Raw genomic sequence first — 22,613 nt, 5'->3', positions numbered from 1 at the left:
GGTGTGCACATGCGGCTTTCTCGGGGCTGCACCCTGTTTGCTGCGCGATAGCGCTGCGACGAAGACGTGAAGGCGTCTCCTAACAAGGCGGCAAGTGGGGAGGCTAGCCACGAAAGATGAAATACACCGCGCCGACCATGCACAGGCCAGCCCACAGATAGTCCAGTTTCAAGGGCTGTTGCATGTACAGCACGCTGAAGGGCACGAAGATGGCCAGCGTGATCACCTCCTGCATGATCTTCAGTTGGCCGATCGACAGCTCGGTGTAGCCGATGCGGTTCGCCGGCACCATCAGCATGTATTCGAAGAATGCGATGCCCCAGCTGATCAGTACGGCGATCAGCCACGGCTTGCCGCTCAGGCTTTTCAGGTGGCCGTACCAGGCAAATGTCATGAACAGGTTGGAGCAGCAGAGCAGGGCGGCGGTTTGCAGCCAGACGGGCATGAGCGTGCACTCACGTGGAAGACGCGCAAGCCTATTCCGGGCGCGTTCGGCCCGCAACTGGCGGATCTGGTGTCCGGGGGTTTGGCCGGATTATTATCGCGCTTCCGTTTGTACTGGATGGCCGTTCATGGATTGCCGCCCCGGTTGCGGTGCCTGCTGCATCGCCCCCTCCATCAGTTCACCGATACCTGGCATGCCACACGGCAAGGCCGCGGGTGAGCGTTGTATTCATTTGTCGTCGCAGTCTCTTTGCCTGCTGTTCGGTGACCCGCAGCGGCCTGCGGTCTGCTCCGCGTTTGCCGCCGATCCGGTTGTCTGTGGCGAAAGCCGGGATGAGGCGATTCGCTTGTTGGGCTGGTTGGAGCAGGCCACCGCTTGAGTGGTCTTCACGCTGGAATAAGGCAAGACTCTGTCCCAGTTGCGTGTTGTTCGAATTGTCGAGGTGTTCTGAGCGTCCGTAGGAGCGGGCCGTGCCCGCGAAGCTTTGCGCGCTGGAATATTCGCGGGCATGGACYCGGCGTCCCCGCCCGCTCCTACAGGGTTACGTCTATCCGCAACAGCCAGCTCGGACATAGCCAAGAACAAAGAGGTGTGCGATGGGGTTCAAGATGCGGTATCTGCTTGCTGGCGTGCTGTGCCTTGCGTCTTGCTGGGCTCAGGCTGCGGAGGATTGGCAACTGGCGAAGGACGAAGATGGAATCAAGGTCTACCTGCAGGCGGTTCCCGGCTCGCCGTACAAGGCTTACCGGGGCGTGACGGTGATCGATGCCGATATGGGCACGCTGCGTCGACTGATGGACAGCGCAGCCGATGCCTGTACCTGGATTCACGAATGCAAGGAGCAGAAGCTGCTCAGGCGCGAGGAGAGGCAGGCGTGGACCTATACCCGCTTCAATACGCCGTGGCCGGTGACGCCTCGGGATTGCGTCGTGCACATAACCGAGCATGAAGAGAGCGACGGGGCTATCCGCAGAGAGCTGGAGGCCGTGCCCGGGTATCTGCCCGACGAGGATGGCTACGTGCGCGTGACTCGGGTGGATGGCTACTGGGGGTTCGTGCCGCGGGAGGGAAAAATCGAGGTGACCTATCAAGTGCATACGGAACCTGGCGGCAGCGTACCGTCCTGGCTGGCGAACAAGTTCGTAGTAGAGGCGCCTTACAATACGTTGAGGGCTTTGCGGGAGCGTGCTCAGCGCGCTCAATAGGTGTGACGGGCAGGTCTGCGGCCTGCAATCGCCGCGAGGGCGCGCTCCCCCACAGAAGAGGGCTATGTCCGCGTTGACTGTTGCGGATGTGCGTACATCTGTAGCCTTCAGAACGCCTCGGCGCTTCAATCGGCAAAACAAAGAGGCTGCCCTGGGGCAGCCTCTTTGTTTTTTTCGGCTATGGCTTAACGCGGCAGGTCGCGCTTGGCGTGGCCGGTGTACAGCTGACGCGGGCGGCCGATCTTCTGGCCGGAGGCGATCATTTCCTTCCAGTGGGAAATCCAGCCGACAGTGCGCGCGAGGGCGAAGATGACGGTGAACATGCTGGTCGGGATGCCGATGGCCTTGAGGATGATGCCCGAGTAGAAGTCGACGTTCGGGTACAGGTTGCGCTCGGCGAAGTACGGATCGTTGAGGGCGATCTCTTCCAGCTTCATCGCCAGATCCAGTTGCGGATCGTTGATGCCCAGCTCGCCCAGGACTTCATCGCAGGTCTGCTTCATGACCTTGGCGCGTGGATCGAAGTTCTTGTAGACGCGGTGGCCGAAGCCCATCAGCTTGAACGGATCGTTCTTGTCCTTGGCCTTGGCCAGGAATTTCTCGACGTTCGACACGTCGCCGATCTCGTCCAGCATGGTCAGTACGGCTTCGTTCGCACCGCCGTGTGCCGGCCCCCAGAGGGCGGCGATGCCGGCTGCGATACAGGCGAACGGGTTGGCGCCGGTGGAGCCGGCCAGGCGGACGGTGGAGGTGGAGGCGTTCTGCTCATGATCGGCGTGCAGGATGAAGATGCGATCCATCGCCTTGGCCAGCACCGGGCTGATCGGTTTGATCTCGCACGGGGTGTTGAACATCATGTGCAGGAAGTTTTCCGAGAAGCTCAGATCGTTGCGCGGATACATCAGCGGCTGGCCGATCGAGTACTTGTAGACCATCGCGGCGATGGTCGGCATCTTGGCGACCAGGCGCACGGCGGAAATTTCGCGGTGGTGCGGGTCGTTGATGTCCAGGGAGTCATGGTAGAAAGCCGAGAGGGCGCCGACAACGCCACACATGATGGCCATCGGGTGCGCGTCGCGGCGGAAACCGTTCAGGAAGGACTTCAGCTGCTCGTGAACCATGGTGTGGTTCTTCACGGTGCTGACGAACTGCGCTTTCTGCTCGGCGGTCGGCAGTTCGCCGTTCAGCAGCAGGTAGCAGGTCTCGAGGTAGTCGGATTTTTCCGCCAGCTGCTCGATCGGGTAGCCGCGATGCAGCAGGACGCCCTTGTCGCCGTCGATGTAGGTGATCTTGGACTCGCAAGAGGCGGTCGACATGAAGCCGGGATCGAAGGTGAAGTGACCCGTGGAGGTCAAGCTCCGTACGTCAATTACATCGGGCCCTACGGTACCGGATAAAACGGGCAGTTCGACGGGGGCAGCGCCCTCGATGATCAACTGCGCTTTCTTGTCAGCCATGTATGGCCTCCTGTTTTGTGCTTGGAATCATCATGGCCCCCCACGCAGGGCCCGCATCACTATAGTGTGATAAATCGCAAAGTCAATTTGCGCGAACCCATGCCGTAGAGGGCTTTGCAGGGGGATGCGTACAGCCTGGGTGCACTGTTTACGGCATTTATATGGGGGGGAGCTATCCGCCTTTAGTGGCACTTCACCACATTGTCATTAGTGACCTAACTGTTTATACTCGGAAACCGACCGGCAGGGGCCTTACAGGCAGTATTCTGTAGGTTGTCACTCGTGGGTAGCGGGTACTGCTGCGTACTCTTCCCAACAACTTTGCCCTGCGCTTCGGGGCTCTCAAGTGTGAAAAAAAGCCGTGAAAAGCCAACGACCTGTAAACCTAGATCTTAGGACAATAAAACTTCCCATCACTGCTTACACGTCGATTCTCCACCGTGTATCCGGTGTCATCCTGTTCGTCGGTATCGCCCTGTTGCTGCTCGCGCTCGATACCTCGCTGTCTTCGTCCGAAGGCTTCGAGGAGGTTCGTGCGTACTTGAGCGGCCCGCTGGCCAAGCTGGTGAGCTGGGCGTTGCTGTCCGCACTGCTGTACCACATGGTGGCGGGTATCCGTCACTTGATCATGGATGCTGGGCACGGCGAGACGCTGGAAGGCGGCAAGCTGGGCTCGAAAATCGTAATCGCCGTTTCGGTGGTGCTGATCGTTCTGGCGGGAGTGTGGATATGGTAACCAATGTCACCAATTTCTCGCGATCGGGTCTCTATGACTGGATGGCGCAGCGTGTTTCTGCAGTGGTTCTTGCGGCTTATTTTCTGTTTCTGCTTGGGTACCTGATCGTGAATCCGGGCCTGGAATATGCCCAGTGGCACGCGCTCTTTTCGGCCAACTGGATGCGTATCTTCAGCCTGCTGGCCCTGGTTGCCCTGAGTGTGCACGCGTGGGTGGGCATGTGGACGATTTCCACCGACTACCTGACCAACATGGCCATCGGTAAGTGGGCTACCAGTGTGCGTTTCCTGTTCCAGGCGGTGTGTGGCATTGCCATGTTCACCTTCTTCGTCTGGGGTGTGCAGATTCTTTGGGGTATCTGATTCATGGCTAATATTCGTACGCTTTCCTTCGACGCCATCATCGTTGGTGGCGGTGGCGCCGGTATGCGCGCGGCGCTGCAACTGGCCCAGTCGGGTCACAAGACCGCTGTGGTCACCAAGGTTTTCCCGACTCGCTCGCACACCGTTTCCGCCCAGGGCGGCATCACCTGTGCCATCGCCTCGGCCGACCCGAACGACGATTGGCGCTGGCACATGTACGATACCGTCAAGGGTTCCGATTACATCGGTGACCAGGACGCTATCGAGTACATGTGTTCCGTAGGTCCCGAGGCCGTGTTCGAGCTCGAGCACATGGGGCTGCCGTTCTCCCGTACCGAACAGGGCCGCATCTATCAGCGTCCATTCGGCGGTCAGTCCAAGGACTTCGGCAAGGGTGGCCAGGCTGCCCGTACCTGCGCCGCTGCCGACCGTACCGGTCACGCGTTGCTGCACACGCTCTATCAGGGCAACCTGAAGAACAACACCGTTTTCCTCAACGAGTGGTACGCGGTCGACCTGGTGAAGAACCAGGACGGCGCGGTCGTTGGTATCATCGCCATCTGCATCGAGACGGGCGAAACCGTCTACATCCGTTCCAAGGCCACCGTGCTCGCCACCGGTGGTGCCGGTCGCATCTACGCTTCGACCACCAATGCGCTGATCAACACCGGTGACGGTGTCGGCATGGCGCTGCGTGCGGGTGTGCCGGTGCAGGACATCGAGATGTGGCAGTTCCACCCGACCGGTATCGCCGGTGCCGGCGTGCTGGTAACCGAGGGTTGCCGCGGCGAAGGCGGTTATCTGATCAACAAGCACGGCGAGCGCTTCATGGAGCGTTACGCGCCGAACGCGAAGGACCTGGCCGGCCGCGACGTCGTGGCGCGTTCCATGGTCAAGGAAATCCTGGCTGGCAACGGGTGTGGTCCGGATGGCGATCACGTGATGCTGAAGCTGGACCACCTGGGCGAGGAGGTGCTGCACAGCCGCCTGCCGGGTATCTGCGAGCTGTCGAAGACCTTCGCGCACGTCGACCCGGTCACCGCGCCGGTACCGGTCGTGCCGACCTGTCACTACATGATGGGCGGCGTCGCCACCAACATCCATGGCCAGGCGATCACCCAGGACGCCAACGGCAACGACACGATCGTCGACGGTCTGTTCGCCGTGGGCGAAGTGGCGTGCGTATCGGTCCATGGCGCCAACCGTCTTGGCGGCAACTCGCTGCTCGACCTGGTCGTTTTCGGCCGTGCCGCGGGCCTGCACCTGGAGAAGGCGCTCAAGGAAGGTATCGAGCACCGCGGTGCGAGCGAAACCGACCTGGACGTCGCACTGGGCCGTCTGGCCGGCATCAACGAGCGCACCACCGGCGAGGACGTCGCGCCTCTGCGCAAGGAGCTGCAGAACTGCATGCAGAACTACTTCGGTGTATTCCGTACCGGTGAATACATGCAGAAGGGTATCGCTCAGCTGGTGGATCTGCGCGAGCGCATCGCCAACGTCAAGATCTCCGACAAGAGCCAGGCCTTCAATACCGCGCGTATCGAAGCGCTCGAGCTGCAGAACCTGCTGGAGGTCGCGGAAGCCACCGCAATCGCCGCGGAGGTCCGCAAGGAATCCCGTGGCGCGCATGCTCGCGAAGACTTCGAGGAGCGTGACGATGAGAACTGGCTGTGCCACACCCTCTATTTCCCGGGTGAGAAGCGCGTTGCCAAGCGTGCCGTGAACTTCGCTCCGAAGACCGTTCCGGCATTCGAGCCCAAGGTTCGGACTTATTGAGGTCGCCGATATGTTGCAAGTGAGTGTTTATCGTTACAACCCGGACCAGGACGACAAGCCGTTCATGCAGGATTTCCAGGTCAATACCGACGGCAAGGACCTGATGGTTCTGGATGTCTTGGCCTTGATCAAGGAACAGGACGAAGGCTTCTCCTATCGTCGCTCCTGCCGTGAAGGCGTGTGTGGCTCCGATGGCATGAACATCAATGGCAAGAACGGTCTGGCGTGCATTACCCCGCTGTCCTCGGTGGTCAAGGGTAACCAGCTGGTCATTCGTCCTCTGCCCGGCCTGCCGGTCATTCGTGACCTGGTTGTCGATATGAGCATCTTCTACAAGCAGTACGAGAAGGTTCGCCCTTATCTGATGAACGATACGCCGCCGCCGGCTATCGAACGCCTGCAAAGTCCTGAAGATCGTGAGAAGCTGGATGGCCTGTACGAGTGCATTCTGTGCGCGTGCTGCTCGACCAGTTGCCCGTCCTTCTGGTGGAATCCGGACAAGTTCCTCGGTCCGGCTGCGTCGCTGCAGGCCTATCGTTTCCTGGCCGACAGCCGCGACACCGAAACCGAGAATCGTCTGGCTGGCTTGGACGATCCGTTCAGTGTGTTCCGCTGCCGTAGCATCATGAACTGCGTCGACGTTTGTCCGAAAGGGCTGAACCCGACCAAGGCAATCGGTCACATACGCAGCATGCTGCTGCAGAGCGGTACCTGATGACACCCCGGCCGCGAAAGGTTATGCGCTAGCCTGGAAACGGCCGGATTGCTATACCCGTAACACCTGCGGCGCCGAAGTTGAAGCTCGGCGCCGTAGTTTTAGTAGGAATCCCAGCCCACAAAGCCGGGGTTTCACTCTGAAAATTTGATGACCAGCAGGGGCATCCGGGTTGTGCCCGGAAACTATCTGCGCGGTCCGTAGTGGCTTTACCTGAGTCGCTGCTTCAGAACTTGGGAAGTCATGCTGCGGTTTCCACGCTGGTGGTGTCTCCTTATCGAAGGTGACCAGACATGCAAGAAAGCGTAATGCAGCGCATGTGGGACAGTGCCCACCTATCCGGTGGTAACGCTGCCTATGTGGAAGAGCTTTATGAGCTCTACCTGCACGATCCCAACGCTGTGCCCGAAGAGTGGCGCACTTATTTCCAGAAGTTGCCCTCCGGTGGCAGCGCTTCAGCCGATGTGTCGCATTCGACGATTCGCGACCACTTCGTCCTGCTGGCCAAGAACCAGCGTCGCGCGCAACCTGTGTCCGCAGGAAGCGTCAGCAGCGAGCACGAAAAGAAGCAGATCGAAGTCCTGCGTCTGATCCAGGCCTACCGCGTGCGTGGCCATCAGGCGGCACAGCTCGATCCGCTCGGCTTGCAGCAACGTTCCGCCCCCGCTGATCTGGCGATCAACAACTACGGTCTGACCGACGCCGACCTCGACACCGTGTTCCGCACTGGCGACCTGGCCATGGTCAATGGCCAGGCCACTCTGCGTGAAATCGTACAGGCGCTGCAAGAAACCTATTGCCGCACCATCGGTGCCGAGTACATGCACATCGTCGATTCCGAGCAGCGCGGCTGGTTCATCCAGCGCTTGGAAAGCGTGCGTGGTCGTCCCGAGTTCTCGCCGGAGATCAAGAGCCACCTGCTCGAGCGCCTCACCGCAGCCGAAGGTCTGGAAAAGTATCTGGGCACCAAGTACCCGGGCACCAAGCGCTTCGGCCTGGAAGGCGGCGAGAGCCTGATTCCCCTGCTCGACGAGATCATCCAGCGCTCCGGCTCCTACGGTACCAAGGAAATCGTCATCGGCATGGCCCACCGCGGTCGTCTGAACGTGCTGGTGAACACCTTCGGCAAGAACCCGCGCGACCTGTTCGACGAGTTCGAAGGCAAGAAGGTCGAAGGGCTGAGCTCCGGTGACGTCAAGTACCACCAGGGCTTCTCCTCCAACGTGATGACGCCCGGCGGCGAAATTCACCTGGCCATGGCGTTCAACCCGTCCCACCTGGAAATCGTCTCCCCGGTGGTCGAGGGTTCGGTACGCGCTCGCCAGGACCGCCGTTGCGACCCGGTCGGTGACAAGGTCCTCCCGGTGACCATCCACGGTGACGCCGCCGTCGCCGGTCAGGGTGTGGTCATGGAAACCTTCCAGATGTCGCAGACCCGTGCCTACCGGACCGGCGGTACCATCCGCCTCGTGGTCAACAACCAGGTCGGCTTCACCACCAACAAGCAGGAAGATGCTCGCTCCACCGAGTACGCGACCGACGTGGCGAAGATGATCCAGGCGCCGATCTTCCACGTGAACGCAGACGATCCCGAGGCCGTGCTGTTCGTCACCCAGCTCGCCGTCGACTATCGCATGCAGTTCAAGCGCGACATCGTCATCGACCTGATCTGCTACCGCCGTCGTGGCCACAACGAAGCGGACGAACCGAGCGGCACCCAGCCGCTGATGTACCAGAAGATCGCCAAGCAGCGCACCACCCGTGAGCTGTATGCCGACTCGCTGATCCAGACCAACGTGCTGGACAACGAGCGCGTTCAGGCGCAGATCGACGAGTACCGCACCGCGCTCGACAACGGCCTGCATGTGGTCAAGAGCCTGGTCAAGGAGCCGAACAAGGAACTCTTCGTCGACTGGCGTCCGTACCTGGGTCATGCCTGGACCGCGCGTCACGACACCAGTTTCGACCTCAAGACCCTGCAGGATCTGTCCAGCAAGCTGCTGCAGACCCCGGAAGGCTTCGTGGTCCAGCGTCAGGTCTCGAAGATCCTCGAAGATCGCCAGAAGATGGGCGCCGGCGCGCTGGCCATCAACTGGGGCTATGCGGAAACCATGGCCTACGCGACCCTGCTGTTCGAAGGCCATCCGGTGCGCATCTCCGGCCAGGACGTCGGTCGCGGCACCTTCTCGCACCGCCACGCTGCGCTGCACAACCAGAAGGACGGCAACACCTACATCCCGCTGCAGCATCTGTATGAAGGTCAGCCGCGCTTCGATCTGTACGACTCCTTCCTTTCCGAGGAAGCGGTTCTGGCATTCGAATACGGCTACGCCACTACCACCCCGAACGCCCTCGTGGTGTGGGAAGCGCAGTTCGGCGACTTCGCCAACGGCGCCCAGGTGGTGATCGACCAGTTCATCACCAGCGGCGAGCACAAGTGGGGTCGCCTGTGCGGCCTGACCATGCTGCTGCCGCATGGTTATGAAGGGCAGGGCCCGGAACACTCGTCCGCGCGTCTGGAGCGCTACCTGCAACTGTGCGCCGAGCACAATATTCAGGTCTGCGTGCCGACGACTCCGGCGCAGGTCTACCACATGCTGCGCCGCCAGGCGATTCGCCCGCTGCGCAAGCCGCTGGTGGCGCTGACGCCCAAGTCGCTGTTGCGCCACAAGCTGGCGACCTCCACCCTGGAAGAGCTGACCCAGGGTTCGTTCCAGACCGTCATCCCGGAAATCGATCCGGTCGATCCGGCGAAGGTCGAGCGCGTCATCATGTGCAGCGGCAAGGTCTACTATGACCTGCTGGACAAGCGCCGCAGCGAGGGTCGCGAAGATATCGCCATCGTGCGCATCGAACAGCTCTATCCGTTCCCGGAAGAGGATCTGGCCGAGGCGCTCGCGCCTTACCAGAACCTCAAGCACATCGTCTGGTGTCAGGAAGAGCCGATGAACCAGGGCGCCTGGTACTGCAGCCAGCACCATATGCGGCGTGTCGCGACTGCGCACAACAAGGATCTGTTCCTCCAGTACGCCGGTCGGGATGCTTCTGCGGCACCAGCCGTCGGTTATGCGTCGATGCATGCCGAACAGCAGGAAAAGCTGCTGCAGGACGCCTTCACCGTTTAATCCATTCGTGCAAGAGGCCGCGACAGTTCGCGGCCTCGATGTAGAAACCGAATCAATAGGACCCCTGAATAATGGCTATCGAGATCAAAGCCCCTACATTCCCGGAATCGGTCGCCGACGGCACCGTTGCCACCTGGCACAAGCAGCCGGGCGACGCGGTCAAGCGTGATGAGCTGATCGTCGACATCGAAACCGACAAGGTGGTCATGGAAGTGCTCGCCGAAGCGGATGGCGTGCTCACCGAGATCGTCAAGAACGAAGGCGATACCGTCCTGAGCGGCGAGCTGCTCGGCAAACTGGAAGCCGGCGCTGCCGCCGCCGCGGCGCCCGCCCAGGCTGCTGCCGCGCCGGCCCAGGCCGCTGCACCTGCCGCTGCCGCTCCGGCTGCCGGTGCTGAAGAGCCGATCCTGGCTCCGGCTGCACGCAAGCTGGCCGAAGAGAACGGCATCGACCCGAACAGCATCGCCGGTACCGGCAAGGATGGCCGCGTGACCAAGGAAGACGTGGTCGCCGCCATCGAAGCCAAGAAGTCCGCCCCGGCCGCCGCGGCCAAGCCTGCCGCTCCGGCCGCTGCCGCCCCGATCTTCGCCGAGGGCGATCGCGTCGAGAAGCGCGTGCCGATGACGCGCCTGCGCGCCAAGGTCGCCGAGCGTCTGGTCGAAGCCCAGTCCTCCATGGCCATGCTGACGACGTTCAACGAAGTCAACATGAAGCCGATCATGGAACTGCGCGCGAAGTACAAGGACCTGTTCGAGAAGACCCACAACGGCGTGCGCCTGGGCTTCATGTCCTTCTTCGTCAAGGCCGCGGTCGAAGCGCTCAAGCGCCAGCCGGGCGTGAACGCTTCCATCGACGGTAACGACATCGTCTACCATGGCTATCAGGACATCGGCGTCGCCGTATCCAGCGACCGTGGTCTGGTGGTTCCGGTGCTGCGCAATGCCGAGCACATGACCCTGGCCGAGATCGAAGGTGGTATCAACAACTTCGGCAAGAAGGCCAAGGCCGGCAAGCTGACCATCGAAGAGATGACTGGCGGTACCTTCACCATTTCCAACGGCGGCGTATTCGGTTCGCTGCTCTCCACGCCGATCGTCAACCCGCCGCAGACCGCGATTCTCGGCATGCACAAGATCCAGGAACGCCCGATGGCCGTTAACGGTCAAGTGGTCATCCTGCCGATGATGTACCTGGCGCTGTCCTATGACCATCGCTTGATCGACGGCAAGGAAGCGGTCACCTTCCTGGTTACCATGAAGGACCTGCTGGAAGACCCGGCCCGTCTGCTGCTGGACATCTAAGAAAGCAGCTGCAAGCTGCAAGTCTCAAGCTGCAAGTGATCGCAGCTCCATTCGACTTGTAGCTTGCGGCTTGTAGCTTGTGGCTTTGCTTAAAGAGGATTCGTAATGAGCCAGAAATTCGACGTCGTCGTCATCGGTGCCGGCCCCGGCGGCTATGTGGCCGCCATTCGTGCCGCCCAGCTGGGTCTGAAGACCGCCTGTATCGAGAAATACCAGGGCAAGGAAGGCAAGACCGCGCTGGGCGGCACCTGCCTGAACGTCGGTTGCATCCCGTCCAAGGCGCTGCTGGACAGCTCCTACAAGTTCCATGAAGCCCACGAGAGCTTCAAGGTCCACGGCATCAGCACCGGCGAAGTGGCCATGGACGTCCCGACCATGATCGCGCGCAAGGACCAGATCGTTAAGAACCTCACCGGGGGCGTCGCCGCGCTGTTGAAGGCCAATGGCGTGACCGTCTTCGAAGGTCATGGCAAGCTGCTGGCGGGCAAGCAGGTCGAAGTCACCGGCTTGGACGGCAATGTCCAGACCCTGGCTGCCGAGAACGTCATCCTGGCGTCCGGTTCCACCCCGGTGAACATCCCGCCGGCCCCGGTGGACCAGAAGGTCATCGTCGATTCCACCGGCGCGCTGGATTTCCAGAGCGTTCCGGGCAAGCTCGGCGTCATCGGTGCCGGTGTCATCGGTCTCGAGCTGGGCTCGGTCTGGGCACGCCTGGGCGCCGAAGTCACCGTCATCGAGGCCATGGACAAGTTCCTGCCGGCCGCTGACGAGCAGATCGCCAAGGAAGCCTTCAAGAGCCTTTCCAAGCAGGGCCTGAAGATCCTTCTGGGCGCCCGCCTGACCGGTTCGCAAGTGCAGGGTGACCAGGTCACCGTCAGCTTCACCAGCGCCGACGGCGAGCAGCAGATGACTTTCGACAAGCTGATCGTAGCGGTCGGTCGCCGTCCGGTGACCACCGAGCTGCTGGCTGCCGATACCGGCGTCGACATGGACGAGCGCGGCTTCATCTTCGTCGACGACTACTGCGCCACCAGCGTTCCGGGCGTCTACGCCATCGGCGACGTGGTGCGCGGCGCGATGCTGGCCCACAAGGCCTCGGAAGAGGGTGTGATGGTCGCCGAGCGTATCGCCGGCCACAAGACCCAAATGAACTATGACCTGATTCCGTCGGTCATCTACACTCACCCGGAAATCGCATGGGTCGGCAAGTCCGAGCAGGCGCTGAAGGCCGAGGGTGTCGAAGTCAACGTCGGTACCTTCCCGTTCGCCGCCAGCGGCCGGGCCATGGCCGCCAACGATACCGCCGGTCTGGTCAAGGTCATCGCCGATGCCAAGACCGATCGCGTGCTGGGTGTGCATGTAATGGGCCCGAGCGCAGCTGAACTGGTTCAGCAGGGCGCCATCGGCATGGAGTTCGGCACCAGTGCCGAAGACCTGGGCATGATGGTGTTCTCGCACCCGACCATGTCCGAAGCGCTGCATGAAGCCGCTCTGGCGGTGAATGGCCACGCCATCCACATCGCCAACCGCAAGAAGCGCTGACGGTTCTTCGTGCTGCACCCAGGCCCGACGTATCTACGGATACGCCGGGCCTTTTGCAAACTGCGGATTCGAAAAGATTATCAGGCTGTTGAAAAACGTAGGCGAGGCAGGCAAGACAAGGCAAAAACGGCCGAGAAAGCGGAGTTTACTGCTGTAAATGAGCATTTTGACCGAGCTCGCGATCGAGGCGGTTTTTAACGCAGTATTGCCAACGCAGGTAGTTTTTCAATGGCCTTTTACAGGTCGCTGAGAGGTATCGTGAATATCGTGGATAGTTTTCAGCGACTTGTGGGGCGGTGCGGCAGTCGCCGTGCCGGAAATGCGCAATACCAACCAGACGGTAGAAAGCATGAATCTTCACGAGTACCAAGGTAAACAACTGTTCGCTGAATACGGTCTGCCCGTTTCCAAGGGCTACGCCGTGGACAGTCCGAAGGAGGCCGCGGAGGCCTGCGACAAGATCGGCGGCACCGAATGGGTGGTCAAGGCCCAGGTACATGCTGGCGGACGCGGCAAGGCCGGTGGCGTCAAGCTGGTTCGCAGCAAGGATGAGGCCAGGGCATTCGCCCAGCAGTGGCTGGACAAGCGTCTGGTGACCTATCAGACCGATGCCAACGGGCAGCCGGTCAGCAAGATACTCGTCGAGTCGGCTACCGACATCGACAAGGAGCTGTATCTGGGCGCGGTGGTCGATCGTGCCAGCCGTCGCGTCGTCTTCATGGCGTCCACCGAAGGCGGTGTGGACATCGAGAAGGTCGCCCACGACACCCCGGAAAAAATCCTCAAGGCCACCATCGACCCGCTGGTCGGCGCACAGCCGTTCCAGGCGCGCGAGCTGGCGTTCCAGCTCGGTCTCAAGAGCGACCAGGTCAAGCAGTTCGTGCACATCTTCGTCGGCCTGGCCCAGCTGTTCCAGGACTACGACCTGGCGCTGCTGGAGGTGAACCCGCTGGTGATCAAGAAGGACGGCAACCTGCACTGCCTGGATGCCAAGATCAATATCGACAGCAACGCCATCTACCGCCAGCCGAAGCTGCGCGACATGGCCGACCCGTCCCAGGACGACCCGCGCGAGGCCCATGCGGCCAAGTGGGAACTCAACTACGTGGCGCTCGACGGCAACATCGGCTGCATGGTCAATGGCGCCGGCCTGGCCATGGGCACCATGGACATCGTCAACCTGCACGGCGGCAAGCCGGCCAACTTCCTCGACGTCGGGGGTGGCGCGACCGAGGAGCGGGTCACCGAAGCCTTCAAGATCATCCTGTCCGACAGCAACGTCGCGGCGGTGCTGGTGAATATCTTCGGCGGCATCGTGCGCTGCGACATGATCGCCGAGGGCATCATCGGCGCCGTGCGCGAAGTCGGCGTCAAGGTGCCGGTGGTGGTGCGGCTGGAGGGCAACAATGCCGATCTCGGCGCCAAGATGCTGAGTGAGAGCGGTCTGAACATCATCGGTGCGAACAGCCTGACCGATGCGGCCATTCAGGTCGTCAAAGCCGCGGAGGGCAAGTGATGAGCGTATTGATCAACAAGGACACCAAGGTCATCTGCCAGGGCTTCACCGGTTCGCAGGGCACCTTCCACTCCGAGCAGGCGATCGCCTACGGCACCAAGATGGTCGGCGGCGTGACGCCGGGCAAGGGTGGCACCCAGCATCTCGGGTTGCCGGTGTTCAATACCGTCAGGGAGGCCGTGGAGGCCACCGGAGCCGATGCCTCGGTCATCTACGTGCCGGCACCGTTCTGCAAGGATTCCATCCTCGAAGCGGCCTTCGGCGGCATCAAGCTGATCGTCTGCATCACCGAGGGCATTCCGACGCTGGACATGCTGGAGGTGAAGATCAAGTGCGACGAACTGGGCGTGCGCCTGATCGGGCCGAACTGTCCGGGCGTGATCACCCCCGGCGAATGCAAGATCGGCATCCAGCCGGGGCACATCCACCAGCCGGGCAGGGTCGGCATCGTCTCGCGTTCCGGCACGCTGACCTACGAGGCCGTCAAGCAGACCACCGATGCCGGTTTCGGCCAGTCGACCTGCGTCGGTATCGGGGGCGATCCGATTCCGGGTTCCACCTTCATCGATATCCTCCAGCTGTTCCAGGATGACCCGCAGACCGAGGCCATCGTCATGATCGGCGAGATCGGCGGTTCGGCCGAAGAGGAGGCCGCAGCCTTCATCAAGGCCAACGTCACCAAGCCGGTGGTTTCCTACATCGCCGGCGTCACCGCTCCGGCGGGCAAGCGGATGGGCCATGCCGGCGCGATCATCTCCGGCGGCAAGGGCACGGCCGATGAGAAGTTCGCCGCGCTGCAGGACGCCGGGGTGAAAACCGTGCGTTCCCTCGCCGACATCGGCAAGGCACTGGCGGAACTGACCGGCTGGGAAATGAAGAAGGCCTGACCGGCTTTCGCTCTTTTTGTAGGAGCCAGCTTGCTGGCGATCGATGCCGCTGAACCGCTGATCGCCAGCAAGCTGGCTCCTACAGAGGAGGGGATTTCACGGGACTGCTTTTGTGGGAGGCCGCGCCTGCTCCCGCGGGCTGGCGGCGTCCGCCCCATCCCTGTGGATTGCCCGGCCGGTGCGCTTTTGGCTTCAGGCTTTGTGGATAGACCTGCAATTGCCTCAAAACAATGCTTTTTCGCAGTCGATGCCGACGACCTGATCGGCATCGGTGACCGCGTCGTGGCATCATTGCCGCGCTTCATTCATACGCTTGTTCGGTCCACAAGAGCGACGGCGTGCAACGAGGATCCAGCCCAACCGGCTGGATGACGTTTCCCCTTATCCCCGAAGGAAACTCCGTATCCCATCATCAGGCCGTCGTGAATCGCTGGCGCATCGCACTCATGGCGTGTGCGTTGCCTTATCGACGCCGTTATTCCCCTGGTAGTTTTTCTGCATGAATCGTTTGAAAGGTTTTGACCTGCTGGCCCTCGGCTTCATGACGTTTGCGCTGTTCCTCGGTGCCGGCAATATCATTTTCCCCGCCAGTGCCGGCATGGCTGCGGGCGAGAGCATCTGGCTCACGGCGCTGGGCTTCCTGATCACCGGCGTGGGCTTGCCGTTGGTGACGGTGGTGGCGCTGGCGCGAGTCGGCGGGGGCATGCCGGCACTCACTGCGCCGCTGGGCAAATGGGCCGGCACCCTGCTGGCGGTGGCCGTGTACCTGGCCATCGGTCCCTTGTTCGCCACGCCGCGGACCGCCGTGGCTTCGTTCGAGATCGGCATCGTGCCGTTCACCGGCAACAGCTCGGTGGCCCTGCTGGCCTATACGTGCGTCTATTTCGCCGTGGTGCTGTTTCTCTCGCTCAAACCCGGGCAACTGCTCGACCGGGTTGGCAAGATCATCACGCCGGTGTTGCTGATTGCCCTGTTGGTGCTTGGCGCCGCGGCGCTGTTCGCTCCGGCCGGGCCGATCGGCGACACCAGCGAGGCCTATCGGGCGCAGCCGCTGACGAAGGGTTTCCTGGAAGGCTACCTGACCATGGATGCCCTTGGCGCCCTGGTATTCGGTATCGTCATCGCCACGGCGATTCGCGATCGTGGCGTCACCATGCCCAACCTGGTGACCCGCTATTCGATCATCGCCGTGATCATTGCCGCCATCGGCCTGGCACTGGTGTACCTGGCGCTGTTCTACCTCGGCGCCACCAGCCAGCAGATCGCCGCCGAGGCGAGCAATGGCGGGCAGATTCTGGCGACGTATGTGCAGCACACCTTCGGCCGTACTGGCCAGTTGCTGTTGGCGGCGGTGATTACCCTGGCTTGCATGACTACCGGGGTCGGACTGTTGACGGCCTGCGGCGAATTCTTCAGTGACCTGCTGCGGGTCTCCTACACCCGGGTGGTCTGGGCCTTCGCCTTGTTCAGTCTGGCCGTATCCAACCAGGGCTTGAATGAGCTGATCCGGATCTCGGTGCCGGTGCTGATCGGTCTCTATCCGCTGGCCATCGTGCTGGTGGCGCTGAGCCTGCTCGATCGGTTCTGGTTGTCGCCGTCGCGGGTATTCCGTCCGGTGATGGCGGTCACCTTGATCTTCGGCGTCGTCGACGGCCTCGCGGCTGCCGGACTCGGCGAATGGGTGCCTGCGCTGTTCACTCAATTGCCACTGGCGGAGCAGAGCATGGGCTGGTTGCTGCCGGTGGTGGTGATGCTGCTGCTGGCCGTTGTCGCTGACCGCATGCTCGGTCGCCCCGGCCTGGGGCGCTAGAAGCAGAGCGGCCTTTCGTAGGGTGGGCAACGGCGAAGCCTTGCCCACGCGTCTGGTGGGGCATAAACGCGGATTACCCTGTTTGCACCGTTGTAGGAGCCCGCTTGCGGGCGATCGGCCGCAACGCCGATGATCGCCGGCAAGGACTCGGCGTCCCCCGGCTCCTATGGGCGCGGTGTGCAGATGCGGCTTTCTCGGGGCTGCACCCTGTTTGCCACCCGACAGCGCTGCGGCGAAGACGCAGGCGTCTCCTGCATAAAGCACTTGCGGCTTTTGCCCACGCGTCTGGTGAGCGTTGTGCACTTGCACCTACGGAACGTGCGCGGAGCTCTGCGCTTTTCGGCGCGACGGTACGGTCAGGCGTTATGCTTCACTGCACGAGAGTGGTGCTGGCTATAATCTCGCGCAGTTTCCGAGGGCGCCCCATGACGTTATCCAGCCAAACCCTGCCGCATCTGATCGCCGTGCTCTGGTTCATCGCCTGCTGGGCGGGCTATACCCGCTATGCGAGCTGGCGTGGGCGCGACACCGCCTGCCTGGCGAGCGTGCTGCACCTGTACCGGCAGGACTGGATGCAACGCCTGTTGCTGCGCGATAACCGCATCGCCGATGCCAATGTGATCGGCAACCTGGAGCGTAACGCCTCGTTCTTCGCTTCCAGCACGCTGATCATCCTCGCCGGCGTCCTGACCGTATTGGGCGCGTCCGATCGCGCGGTTTCCCTGCTGGCCGATCTGCCCTTCGTGCAGCCGGTCAGCCGTGGACTCTCGGAACTCAAGCTGCTCTGCCTGGCGATCGTCTTCGTCTATGCGTTCTTCACCTTCAGCTGGTGCATGCGGCAATACAACTTCGCCGCCGTGCTGGTGGCCTCGGCGCCCATGGTGGGGGAGCGCAACGTCAGCGATCAGGAGCGCAAGGCCTTCGGCGAACGTGCTGCGCGGGTGATCTCCATGGCGGCCAACCAGTTCAACTTCGGCTTGCGTGCCTATTATTTCGGGATGGCGACCCTGGCCTGGTTCATCCACCCCTGGTTCTTCATGGCCGTCACCGCTGGCGTGGTGTTGATTCTCTACCGCCGCGAATTCCATTCGGACGTACTCGAGGTGATGGTATTCACGCCAACTTCACCTGCCGAAACGCCCAAGGAATAGGGCAGCGATGGCAAGGCGGGTATCATGCCCGGCTTGATGCAGTTTCCGAGGGTTCGAATGAGCGATAGCCAGATACTCGAGCGCACTCAGCGCTTCCTGTCCTTCCTGCGGCATTGCCAGGTGCTCGGTCTGAGCGTCGAGCACGCCGATGGCAGCGGGCTGATCCTGCGTCTGCCCTACAGCGAGAAGATCGTCGGCAACCCGGAAACCGGTGGTGTCCATGGTGGCGCGATCACCACGCTGATGGATACCACCTGCGGCATCTCCACCGCGTGCGCCTTGCCGGAGCTGGAAGTGTGCCCGACGTTGGATCTGCGCATCGACTACATGCATCCGGCCGAGCCTGGCCACGACATCTTCGGGTTCGCCGAATGCTACCGGGTTACGCCCACCGTGATCTTCACCCGCGGCGTGGCTTACCAGCACGACATCAACGAGCCCATCGCCCATGTGGTCGGCGCCTTCATGCGCATGGGCAAGGCGGCCGGCGGGTTGGGCAAGGAGGGGGTGGCATGAGCGGCCTCAACCTCAACGAGCTGGTGCACGAGGCGCATGCCAGCAACGACTACGATTCGCTGATCCGGCTGGTGCCGTACGCCCGGCTGATCGGTATCGAATGCCTGCGGCTCGGCGACGAGATGGTGTTCCGCCTGCCGCAGAACGAGGACAACATCGGCAATCCGATGCTGCCGGCCATTCATGGCGGGGTCATCGCGGGCTTCATGGAGCATGCGGCAATGCTGCATCTGCTGATGTTCATGGGCGCACCACATTTGCCCAAAATCATCGACTTCTCGATAGATTATCTGCGTGCCGGTCACTATCGTGACACCTTTGCCGCCTGCCAGGTCTGGCGCCAGGGCCGTCGTGTCGCCAACGTGGCGATCACCGCCTGGCAGACCCATCAGGCCGAGCCCATCGCCACCGCCCGCTGCCACTTCAAGATCGACGAGCCCTGAGGCCTTCGGCCGAAGGTGGTGCCGCGGCAGGCGGCGAGTCCACCTTCGTGTCCGATCACGTCAAGGAAGCTGAATGGAAGCACTGTTGATACTCGGCGGCTTGCTGCTGATCCTCGCCGGTTTCGTCTGGTTGATCAGCCAGGCTTTTGCGACAGGCCTGCTGTGGGGGCTGGGCAGCCTGCTGCCACCCGTCACCCTGGTTTTCGTGTTCCGCCACTGGCGTGTGGCGCGCAAGACCGTGGTTCTTTCCTGTCTGGGCTTCATTCCCCTGGTGGTCGGGCTGTCGCTGCTGGCCAATCGCGATGCGGACCGCCTGGCGGCGATATTCAGCCTGCGCTGGCTGCCCACCCAGGTGCAGCCCGAGCTGAACCTGGGCCTGCGCGGACAACTGAACGGCCGCCCGTTCGCGCCCCAGCAGGGCGAACTCATCAGTGGCGTGCTGACCCTGCGTGAAGGCCAGGGTTTCTTCGCCCGTCAGGAAGTGACCATCCGCCTGCCCGAGCCGGCCGAAGGCGCCTTGCGCGTGGACGTGCTGCCGGACGACGGCGGGACACTGCCCGAGGTCGAGATCGCCTGGCTGAGCCCCGAGCGGGAGCTGCCCGAGACGCGCCGGCTGGATCGCGGCTACACCCTGCATCTCAACCTGCTGCCGGAGCCTCCGAACAGGTTGAAGGGCGATTTTCATCTGGTGCTGCCTGCGCAGTACCAGACCAGCCTCAACGGCGTCGTCGAGCTGTTCACCGACCGGCTGCGCTACCGTGACGGCCAGGTCGACCGCCGGCACGACTCGCGCGATACCATCGCCTACGTGATCCAGGACTATCTGCAGCGCCGCCATGCCAGCCGTGACGTGCGCTTGCAGGCGCTGCCAGGCGTGGCCCTGCCGGCCAGCGAACTGGCGCTCGAGGTTCAGGCTGCGGTCGAGGGCCAGGCGCAGGCGTTTACGCTGCAGCTGGGCAAGAACGAGCAGGGCTGGCACGTCAGGGGCGACGACTATCCTGCATTGCCGGCGCCGCGGGCCGAGCCAATGAAGCGCGCTGCCGATAGCGAGGCGCCGCCGGTCGCGACGGCGTCGCCGAGTGGCATCGACCGCCGGCTGCGCTTTTCCATGGAGCGGCTGCTGCGCGACCCCACCCGCTACGAACACCTGCTGGTGCGCGCGCACACCGAACGCGGGGGCGTCGCCGAGGGGCGTTTCATCGGCATCGACAGCGAAGGACAGCTGATCATCCGGCGGGTCATCCAGGGGCCGGGGCAGGCGAGCTACAACCTGACGCCCGGCGAGATCGTCCTGCTGGAGCTGATGGAGCCCTGACGCGTGCAGGCCGACGCGGTGGTCGGCCCCCTTGAAATCCACAGCCGAGCCCCCATCTGCCAGACATCGCCGCAGCTGCGGTCCTTGCCATTGAGATGATGTGGAGTTCGTAGACGATGAGTGTGGAGACTCAAAAAGAAACCCTGGGCTTCCAGACCGAAGTGAAGCAATTGCTTCACCTGATGATCCATTCGCTGTACTCGAACAAGGAAATCTTCCTTCGCGAGCTGATTTCCAACGCCTCCGATGCCGCCGACAAGCTTCGCTTCGAAGCACTGGCCAAGCCGGAGCTGCTCGAGGGCGGTGCCGACCTGAAGATTCGCCTCAGCTTCGACAAGGACGCCAAGACCGTCACCCTGGAAGATAACGGCATCGGCATGAACCGCGAGGATGTGATCGCGCATCTGGGCACCATCGCCAAGTCCGGCACCGCCGACTTCCTCAAGAACCTCTCCGGCGACCAGAAGAAGGATTCACACCTGATCGGCCAGTTCGGTGTCGGCTTCTATTCCGCCTTCATCGTCGCCGACAAGGTCGATGTATACAGCCGTCGTGCCGGTACGCCCGCCAGCGAAGGCGTTCACTGGTCGTCCAAGGGCGAAGGCGAATTCGAAGTCGCCTCGATCGACAAGGCCGAGCGCGGCACGCGTATCGTCCTGCACCTGAAGAGCGGTGAAGAAGAGTTCGCCGACGGCTGGCGCCTGCGCAACATCGTCAAGAAATACTCCGATCACATCGCGCTGCCGATCGAGTTGCCGAAGGAATTCCACGGCGAGGAAAAGGACAAGCCAGCGGAGCCGGAGTGGGAAACCGTCAACCGCGCCAGCGCCCTGTGGACCCGTCCGCGTAGCGAGATCAAGGACGAGGAATACCAGGAGTTCTACAAGCACGTCGCGCATGACTTCGACAATCCGCTGTCCTGGAGCCACAACAAGGTCGAGGGCAAGCTGGAATACACCTCGCTGCTCTACGTGCCCGGCCGCGCGCCGTTCGATCTGTATCACCGCGAGGCGCCGAAGGGTCTGAAGCTCTATGTGCAGCGCGTGTTCATCATGGACCAGGCCGACGAGTTCCTGCCGCTGTACCTGCGTTTCATCAAGGGCGTGGTGGATTCCAACGACCTGTCGCTCAACGTCTCGCGCGAGATACTGCAAAAGGACCCGGTGATCGACTCGATGAAGTCGGCGCTGACCAAGCGCGTGCTGGACATGCTGGAAAAACTCGCCAAGGACAAGCCGGAAGACTACAAGAACTTCTGGAAGCAGTTCGGCCAGGTGCTCAAGGAAGGCCCGGCGGAAGATTTCGCCAACAAGGAGAAGATCGCAGGGCTGCTGCGCTTCGCCTCCACCAGCGACGCCTCGGGCGAACAGTCGGTGTCACTGGCGGACTATCTGGGCCGGGTGAAGGATGGGCAGGACAAGATCTACTACCTCACCGGCGAAAGCCATGCGCAGGTCAAGAACAGCCCGCATCTGGAAGTGTTCCGCAAGAAGGGCATCGAGGTGCTGCTGCTCACCGATCGCATCGACGAGTGGCTGATGAGCTACCTCACCGAGTTCGATGGCAAGCAGTTCGTCGATGTCGCCCGCGGCGACCTGGATCTGGGCAAGCTGGACTCGGAAGAGGACAAGAAGGCCCAGGAGGAAATCGCCAAGGCCAAGGAAGGGCTCATCGAGCGCCTCAAGACTGCACTGGGTGATGAAGTCGCCGAGGTTCGGGTCTCCCATCGCCTGACCGATTCGCCGGCGATCCTCGCCATCGGCGAGCAGGACCTCGGCCTGCAGATGCGCCAGATCCTCGAGGCGAGCGGGCAGAAGGTGCCGGAGTCCAAGCCGATCTTCGAGATCAACCCGCAGCACCCGCTGATCGAGAAGCTGGACGCCGAGCCGGACGAGGATCGCTTCGTCGACCTGTCGCATATCCTCTTCGATCAGGCAGCCCTGGCCGCCGGCGACAGCCTCAAGGATCCGGCCGCCTACGTGCAGCGGCTGAACAAGCTGTTGGTGGAACTCTCCGCCTGATTCGATAGCGGTGAAAGCAAGGCCCGTTCCGCAAGGGTCGTTCACGTGCAGTGAATGACGGCCCGGGACGGGCCTTTGGCTTTCTGGCAGGCCTGCAATCGCCGCGAGGGCGCGCCCACACAGGGTTGGGTGTTTGCAGGCTTCAAGCTGTAGGAAGCGCCTGCGCGTCTTCGTCGCAGCGCTGTCGGGCAGCAAACAGGCTGCAGCCCGAGCAAGCCGCCTGTGCACACCGCGCCCGAGGGGCCCGGGGGGACGCCGAGTCCTTGCCGGCGATCATCGGCGTTGCGGCC

Annotated in this window: 20 protein-coding genes; 18 read left to right on the top strand and 2 right to left on the bottom strand. The window is 62.3% G+C overall.

Annotation, left to right across the window (positions count from 1 at the left end; all coding sequences use genetic code 11):
- Nucleotides 1-103: 103 nt before the first annotated feature.
- On the bottom strand, nucleotides 104-445 hold the full coding sequence (locus tag IN820_RS17740) for a DMT family protein (protein WP_193682250.1): 342 nt from the start codon (nucleotides 443-445) through the stop codon (nucleotides 104-106).
- Between the two features lie 127 nt (nucleotides 446-572).
- Between IN820_RS17740 and IN820_RS22705 the strand changes: the two genes are divergently transcribed.
- Nucleotides 573-824 carry a YkgJ family cysteine cluster protein gene (locus tag IN820_RS22705; protein WP_235989190.1) on the top strand — a complete coding sequence of 84 codons (252 nt, stop codon included), beginning with the start codon at nucleotides 573-575 and terminating at the stop codon, nucleotides 822-824.
- 217 nt (nucleotides 825-1,041) lie between these two features.
- Entirely contained in the window at nucleotides 1,042-1,650 is a 609-nt protein-coding gene (locus IN820_RS17735) for an START domain-containing protein (RefSeq protein ID WP_193682249.1), read from the top strand.
- 185 nt (nucleotides 1,651-1,835) lie between these two features.
- Here the strand turns inward: IN820_RS17735 and gltA are convergent, their stop codons facing one another.
- The gene (gltA, locus tag IN820_RS17730) at nucleotides 1,836-3,107 is read right to left on the bottom strand and encodes a citrate synthase (RefSeq protein WP_193682248.1); all 1,272 of its coding nucleotides are present in this window, start codon (nucleotides 3,105-3,107) and stop codon (nucleotides 1,836-1,838) included.
- 361 nt (nucleotides 3,108-3,468) lie between these two features.
- Between gltA and sdhC the strand changes: the two genes are divergently transcribed.
- From sdhC to htpG, 16 genes are all read left to right on the top strand, one after another.
- Nucleotides 3,469-3,843: a succinate dehydrogenase, cytochrome b556 subunit gene (sdhC, locus tag IN820_RS17725; protein ID WP_193682247.1), complete on the top strand. Its 375-nt coding sequence runs from the start codon at nucleotides 3,469-3,471 to the stop codon at nucleotides 3,841-3,843.
- Entirely contained in the window at nucleotides 3,837-4,205 is a 369-nt protein-coding gene (sdhD, locus tag IN820_RS17720; RefSeq protein ID WP_193682246.1) for a succinate dehydrogenase, hydrophobic membrane anchor protein, read from the top strand. The genes sdhC and sdhD overlap by 7 nt, the downstream gene beginning before the upstream one ends.
- A 3-nt stretch (nucleotides 4,206-4,208) precedes the next feature.
- Nucleotides 4,209-5,981, top strand: coding sequence for a succinate dehydrogenase flavoprotein subunit (sdhA, locus tag IN820_RS17715; RefSeq protein ID WP_193682245.1), 1,773 nt, complete (start codon nucleotides 4,209-4,211; stop codon nucleotides 5,979-5,981).
- 10 nt (nucleotides 5,982-5,991) lie between these two features.
- On the top strand, nucleotides 5,992-6,696 hold the full coding sequence (locus IN820_RS17710; RefSeq protein WP_193682244.1) for a succinate dehydrogenase iron-sulfur subunit: 705 nt from the start codon (nucleotides 5,992-5,994) through the stop codon (nucleotides 6,694-6,696).
- Between the two features lie 293 nt (nucleotides 6,697-6,989).
- Nucleotides 6,990-9,821, top strand: a complete 2,832-nt coding sequence (locus IN820_RS17705) for a 2-oxoglutarate dehydrogenase E1 component (RefSeq protein ID WP_193682243.1) — start codon at nucleotides 6,990-6,992, stop codon at nucleotides 9,819-9,821.
- Nucleotides 9,822-9,892: 71 nt separating this feature from the next.
- The gene (odhB, locus tag IN820_RS17700; RefSeq protein ID WP_193682242.1) at nucleotides 9,893-11,122 is read left to right on the top strand and encodes a 2-oxoglutarate dehydrogenase complex dihydrolipoyllysine-residue succinyltransferase; all 1,230 of its coding nucleotides are present in this window, start codon (nucleotides 9,893-9,895) and stop codon (nucleotides 11,120-11,122) included.
- Between the two features lie 105 nt (nucleotides 11,123-11,227).
- Nucleotides 11,228-12,664, top strand: a complete 1,437-nt coding sequence (gene lpdA / locus IN820_RS17695) for a dihydrolipoyl dehydrogenase (protein WP_193682241.1) — start codon at nucleotides 11,228-11,230, stop codon at nucleotides 12,662-12,664.
- Nucleotides 12,665-13,013: 349 nt separating this feature from the next.
- Nucleotides 13,014-14,180, top strand: coding sequence for an ADP-forming succinate--CoA ligase subunit beta (gene sucC, locus IN820_RS17690; RefSeq protein ID WP_193682240.1), 1,167 nt, complete (start codon nucleotides 13,014-13,016; stop codon nucleotides 14,178-14,180).
- Nucleotides 14,180-15,067 carry a succinate--CoA ligase subunit alpha gene (gene sucD / locus IN820_RS17685; RefSeq protein ID WP_193682239.1) on the top strand — a complete coding sequence of 296 codons (888 nt, stop codon included), beginning with the start codon at nucleotides 14,180-14,182 and terminating at the stop codon, nucleotides 15,065-15,067. Before sucC ends, sucD begins: the two co-directional genes overlap by 1 nt.
- Nucleotides 15,068-15,097: 30 nt before the next feature.
- Nucleotides 15,098-15,439, top strand: coding sequence for a hypothetical protein (locus IN820_RS17680; RefSeq protein ID WP_193682238.1), 342 nt, complete (start codon nucleotides 15,098-15,100; stop codon nucleotides 15,437-15,439).
- Nucleotides 15,440-15,566: 127 nt separating this feature from the next.
- Nucleotides 15,567-16,877, top strand: coding sequence for a branched-chain amino acid transport system II carrier protein (gene brnQ / locus IN820_RS17675; RefSeq protein WP_193682237.1), 1,311 nt, complete (start codon nucleotides 15,567-15,569; stop codon nucleotides 16,875-16,877).
- Nucleotides 16,878-17,302: 425 nt separating this feature from the next.
- Nucleotides 17,303-18,028 carry a DUF599 domain-containing protein gene (locus IN820_RS17670; protein WP_193682236.1) on the top strand — a complete coding sequence of 242 codons (726 nt, stop codon included), beginning with the start codon at nucleotides 17,303-17,305 and terminating at the stop codon, nucleotides 18,026-18,028.
- Between the two features lie 57 nt (nucleotides 18,029-18,085).
- On the top strand, nucleotides 18,086-18,544 hold the full coding sequence (locus tag IN820_RS17665) for a PaaI family thioesterase (RefSeq protein ID WP_193682235.1): 459 nt from the start codon (nucleotides 18,086-18,088) through the stop codon (nucleotides 18,542-18,544).
- A complete protein-coding gene (locus IN820_RS17660) occupies nucleotides 18,541-18,987 on the top strand; it encodes a PaaI family thioesterase (protein ID WP_193682234.1) in 447 nt (148 codons plus the stop codon). The genes IN820_RS17665 and IN820_RS17660 overlap by 4 nt, the downstream gene beginning before the upstream one ends.
- Before the next feature lie 73 nt (nucleotides 18,988-19,060).
- Nucleotides 19,061-20,302, top strand: a complete 1,242-nt coding sequence (locus tag IN820_RS17655; protein WP_193682233.1) for an MFS transporter — start codon at nucleotides 19,061-19,063, stop codon at nucleotides 20,300-20,302.
- Nucleotides 20,303-20,418: 116 nt separating this feature from the next.
- The gene (gene htpG, locus IN820_RS17650; RefSeq protein ID WP_193682232.1) at nucleotides 20,419-22,323 is read left to right on the top strand and encodes a molecular chaperone HtpG; all 1,905 of its coding nucleotides are present in this window, start codon (nucleotides 20,419-20,421) and stop codon (nucleotides 22,321-22,323) included.
- Nucleotides 22,324-22,613 lie beyond the last annotated feature (290 nt).

It is taken from the genome of Pseudomonas lopnurensis (genome assembly GCF_015070855.1).
Lineage (GTDB): Bacteria > Pseudomonadota > Gammaproteobacteria > Pseudomonadales > Pseudomonadaceae > Stutzerimonas > Stutzerimonas lopnurensis.
The sequence above is the reverse complement of the archived record's forward strand: the minus strand, read 5'-3'. Positions and strand labels throughout refer to the sequence as shown.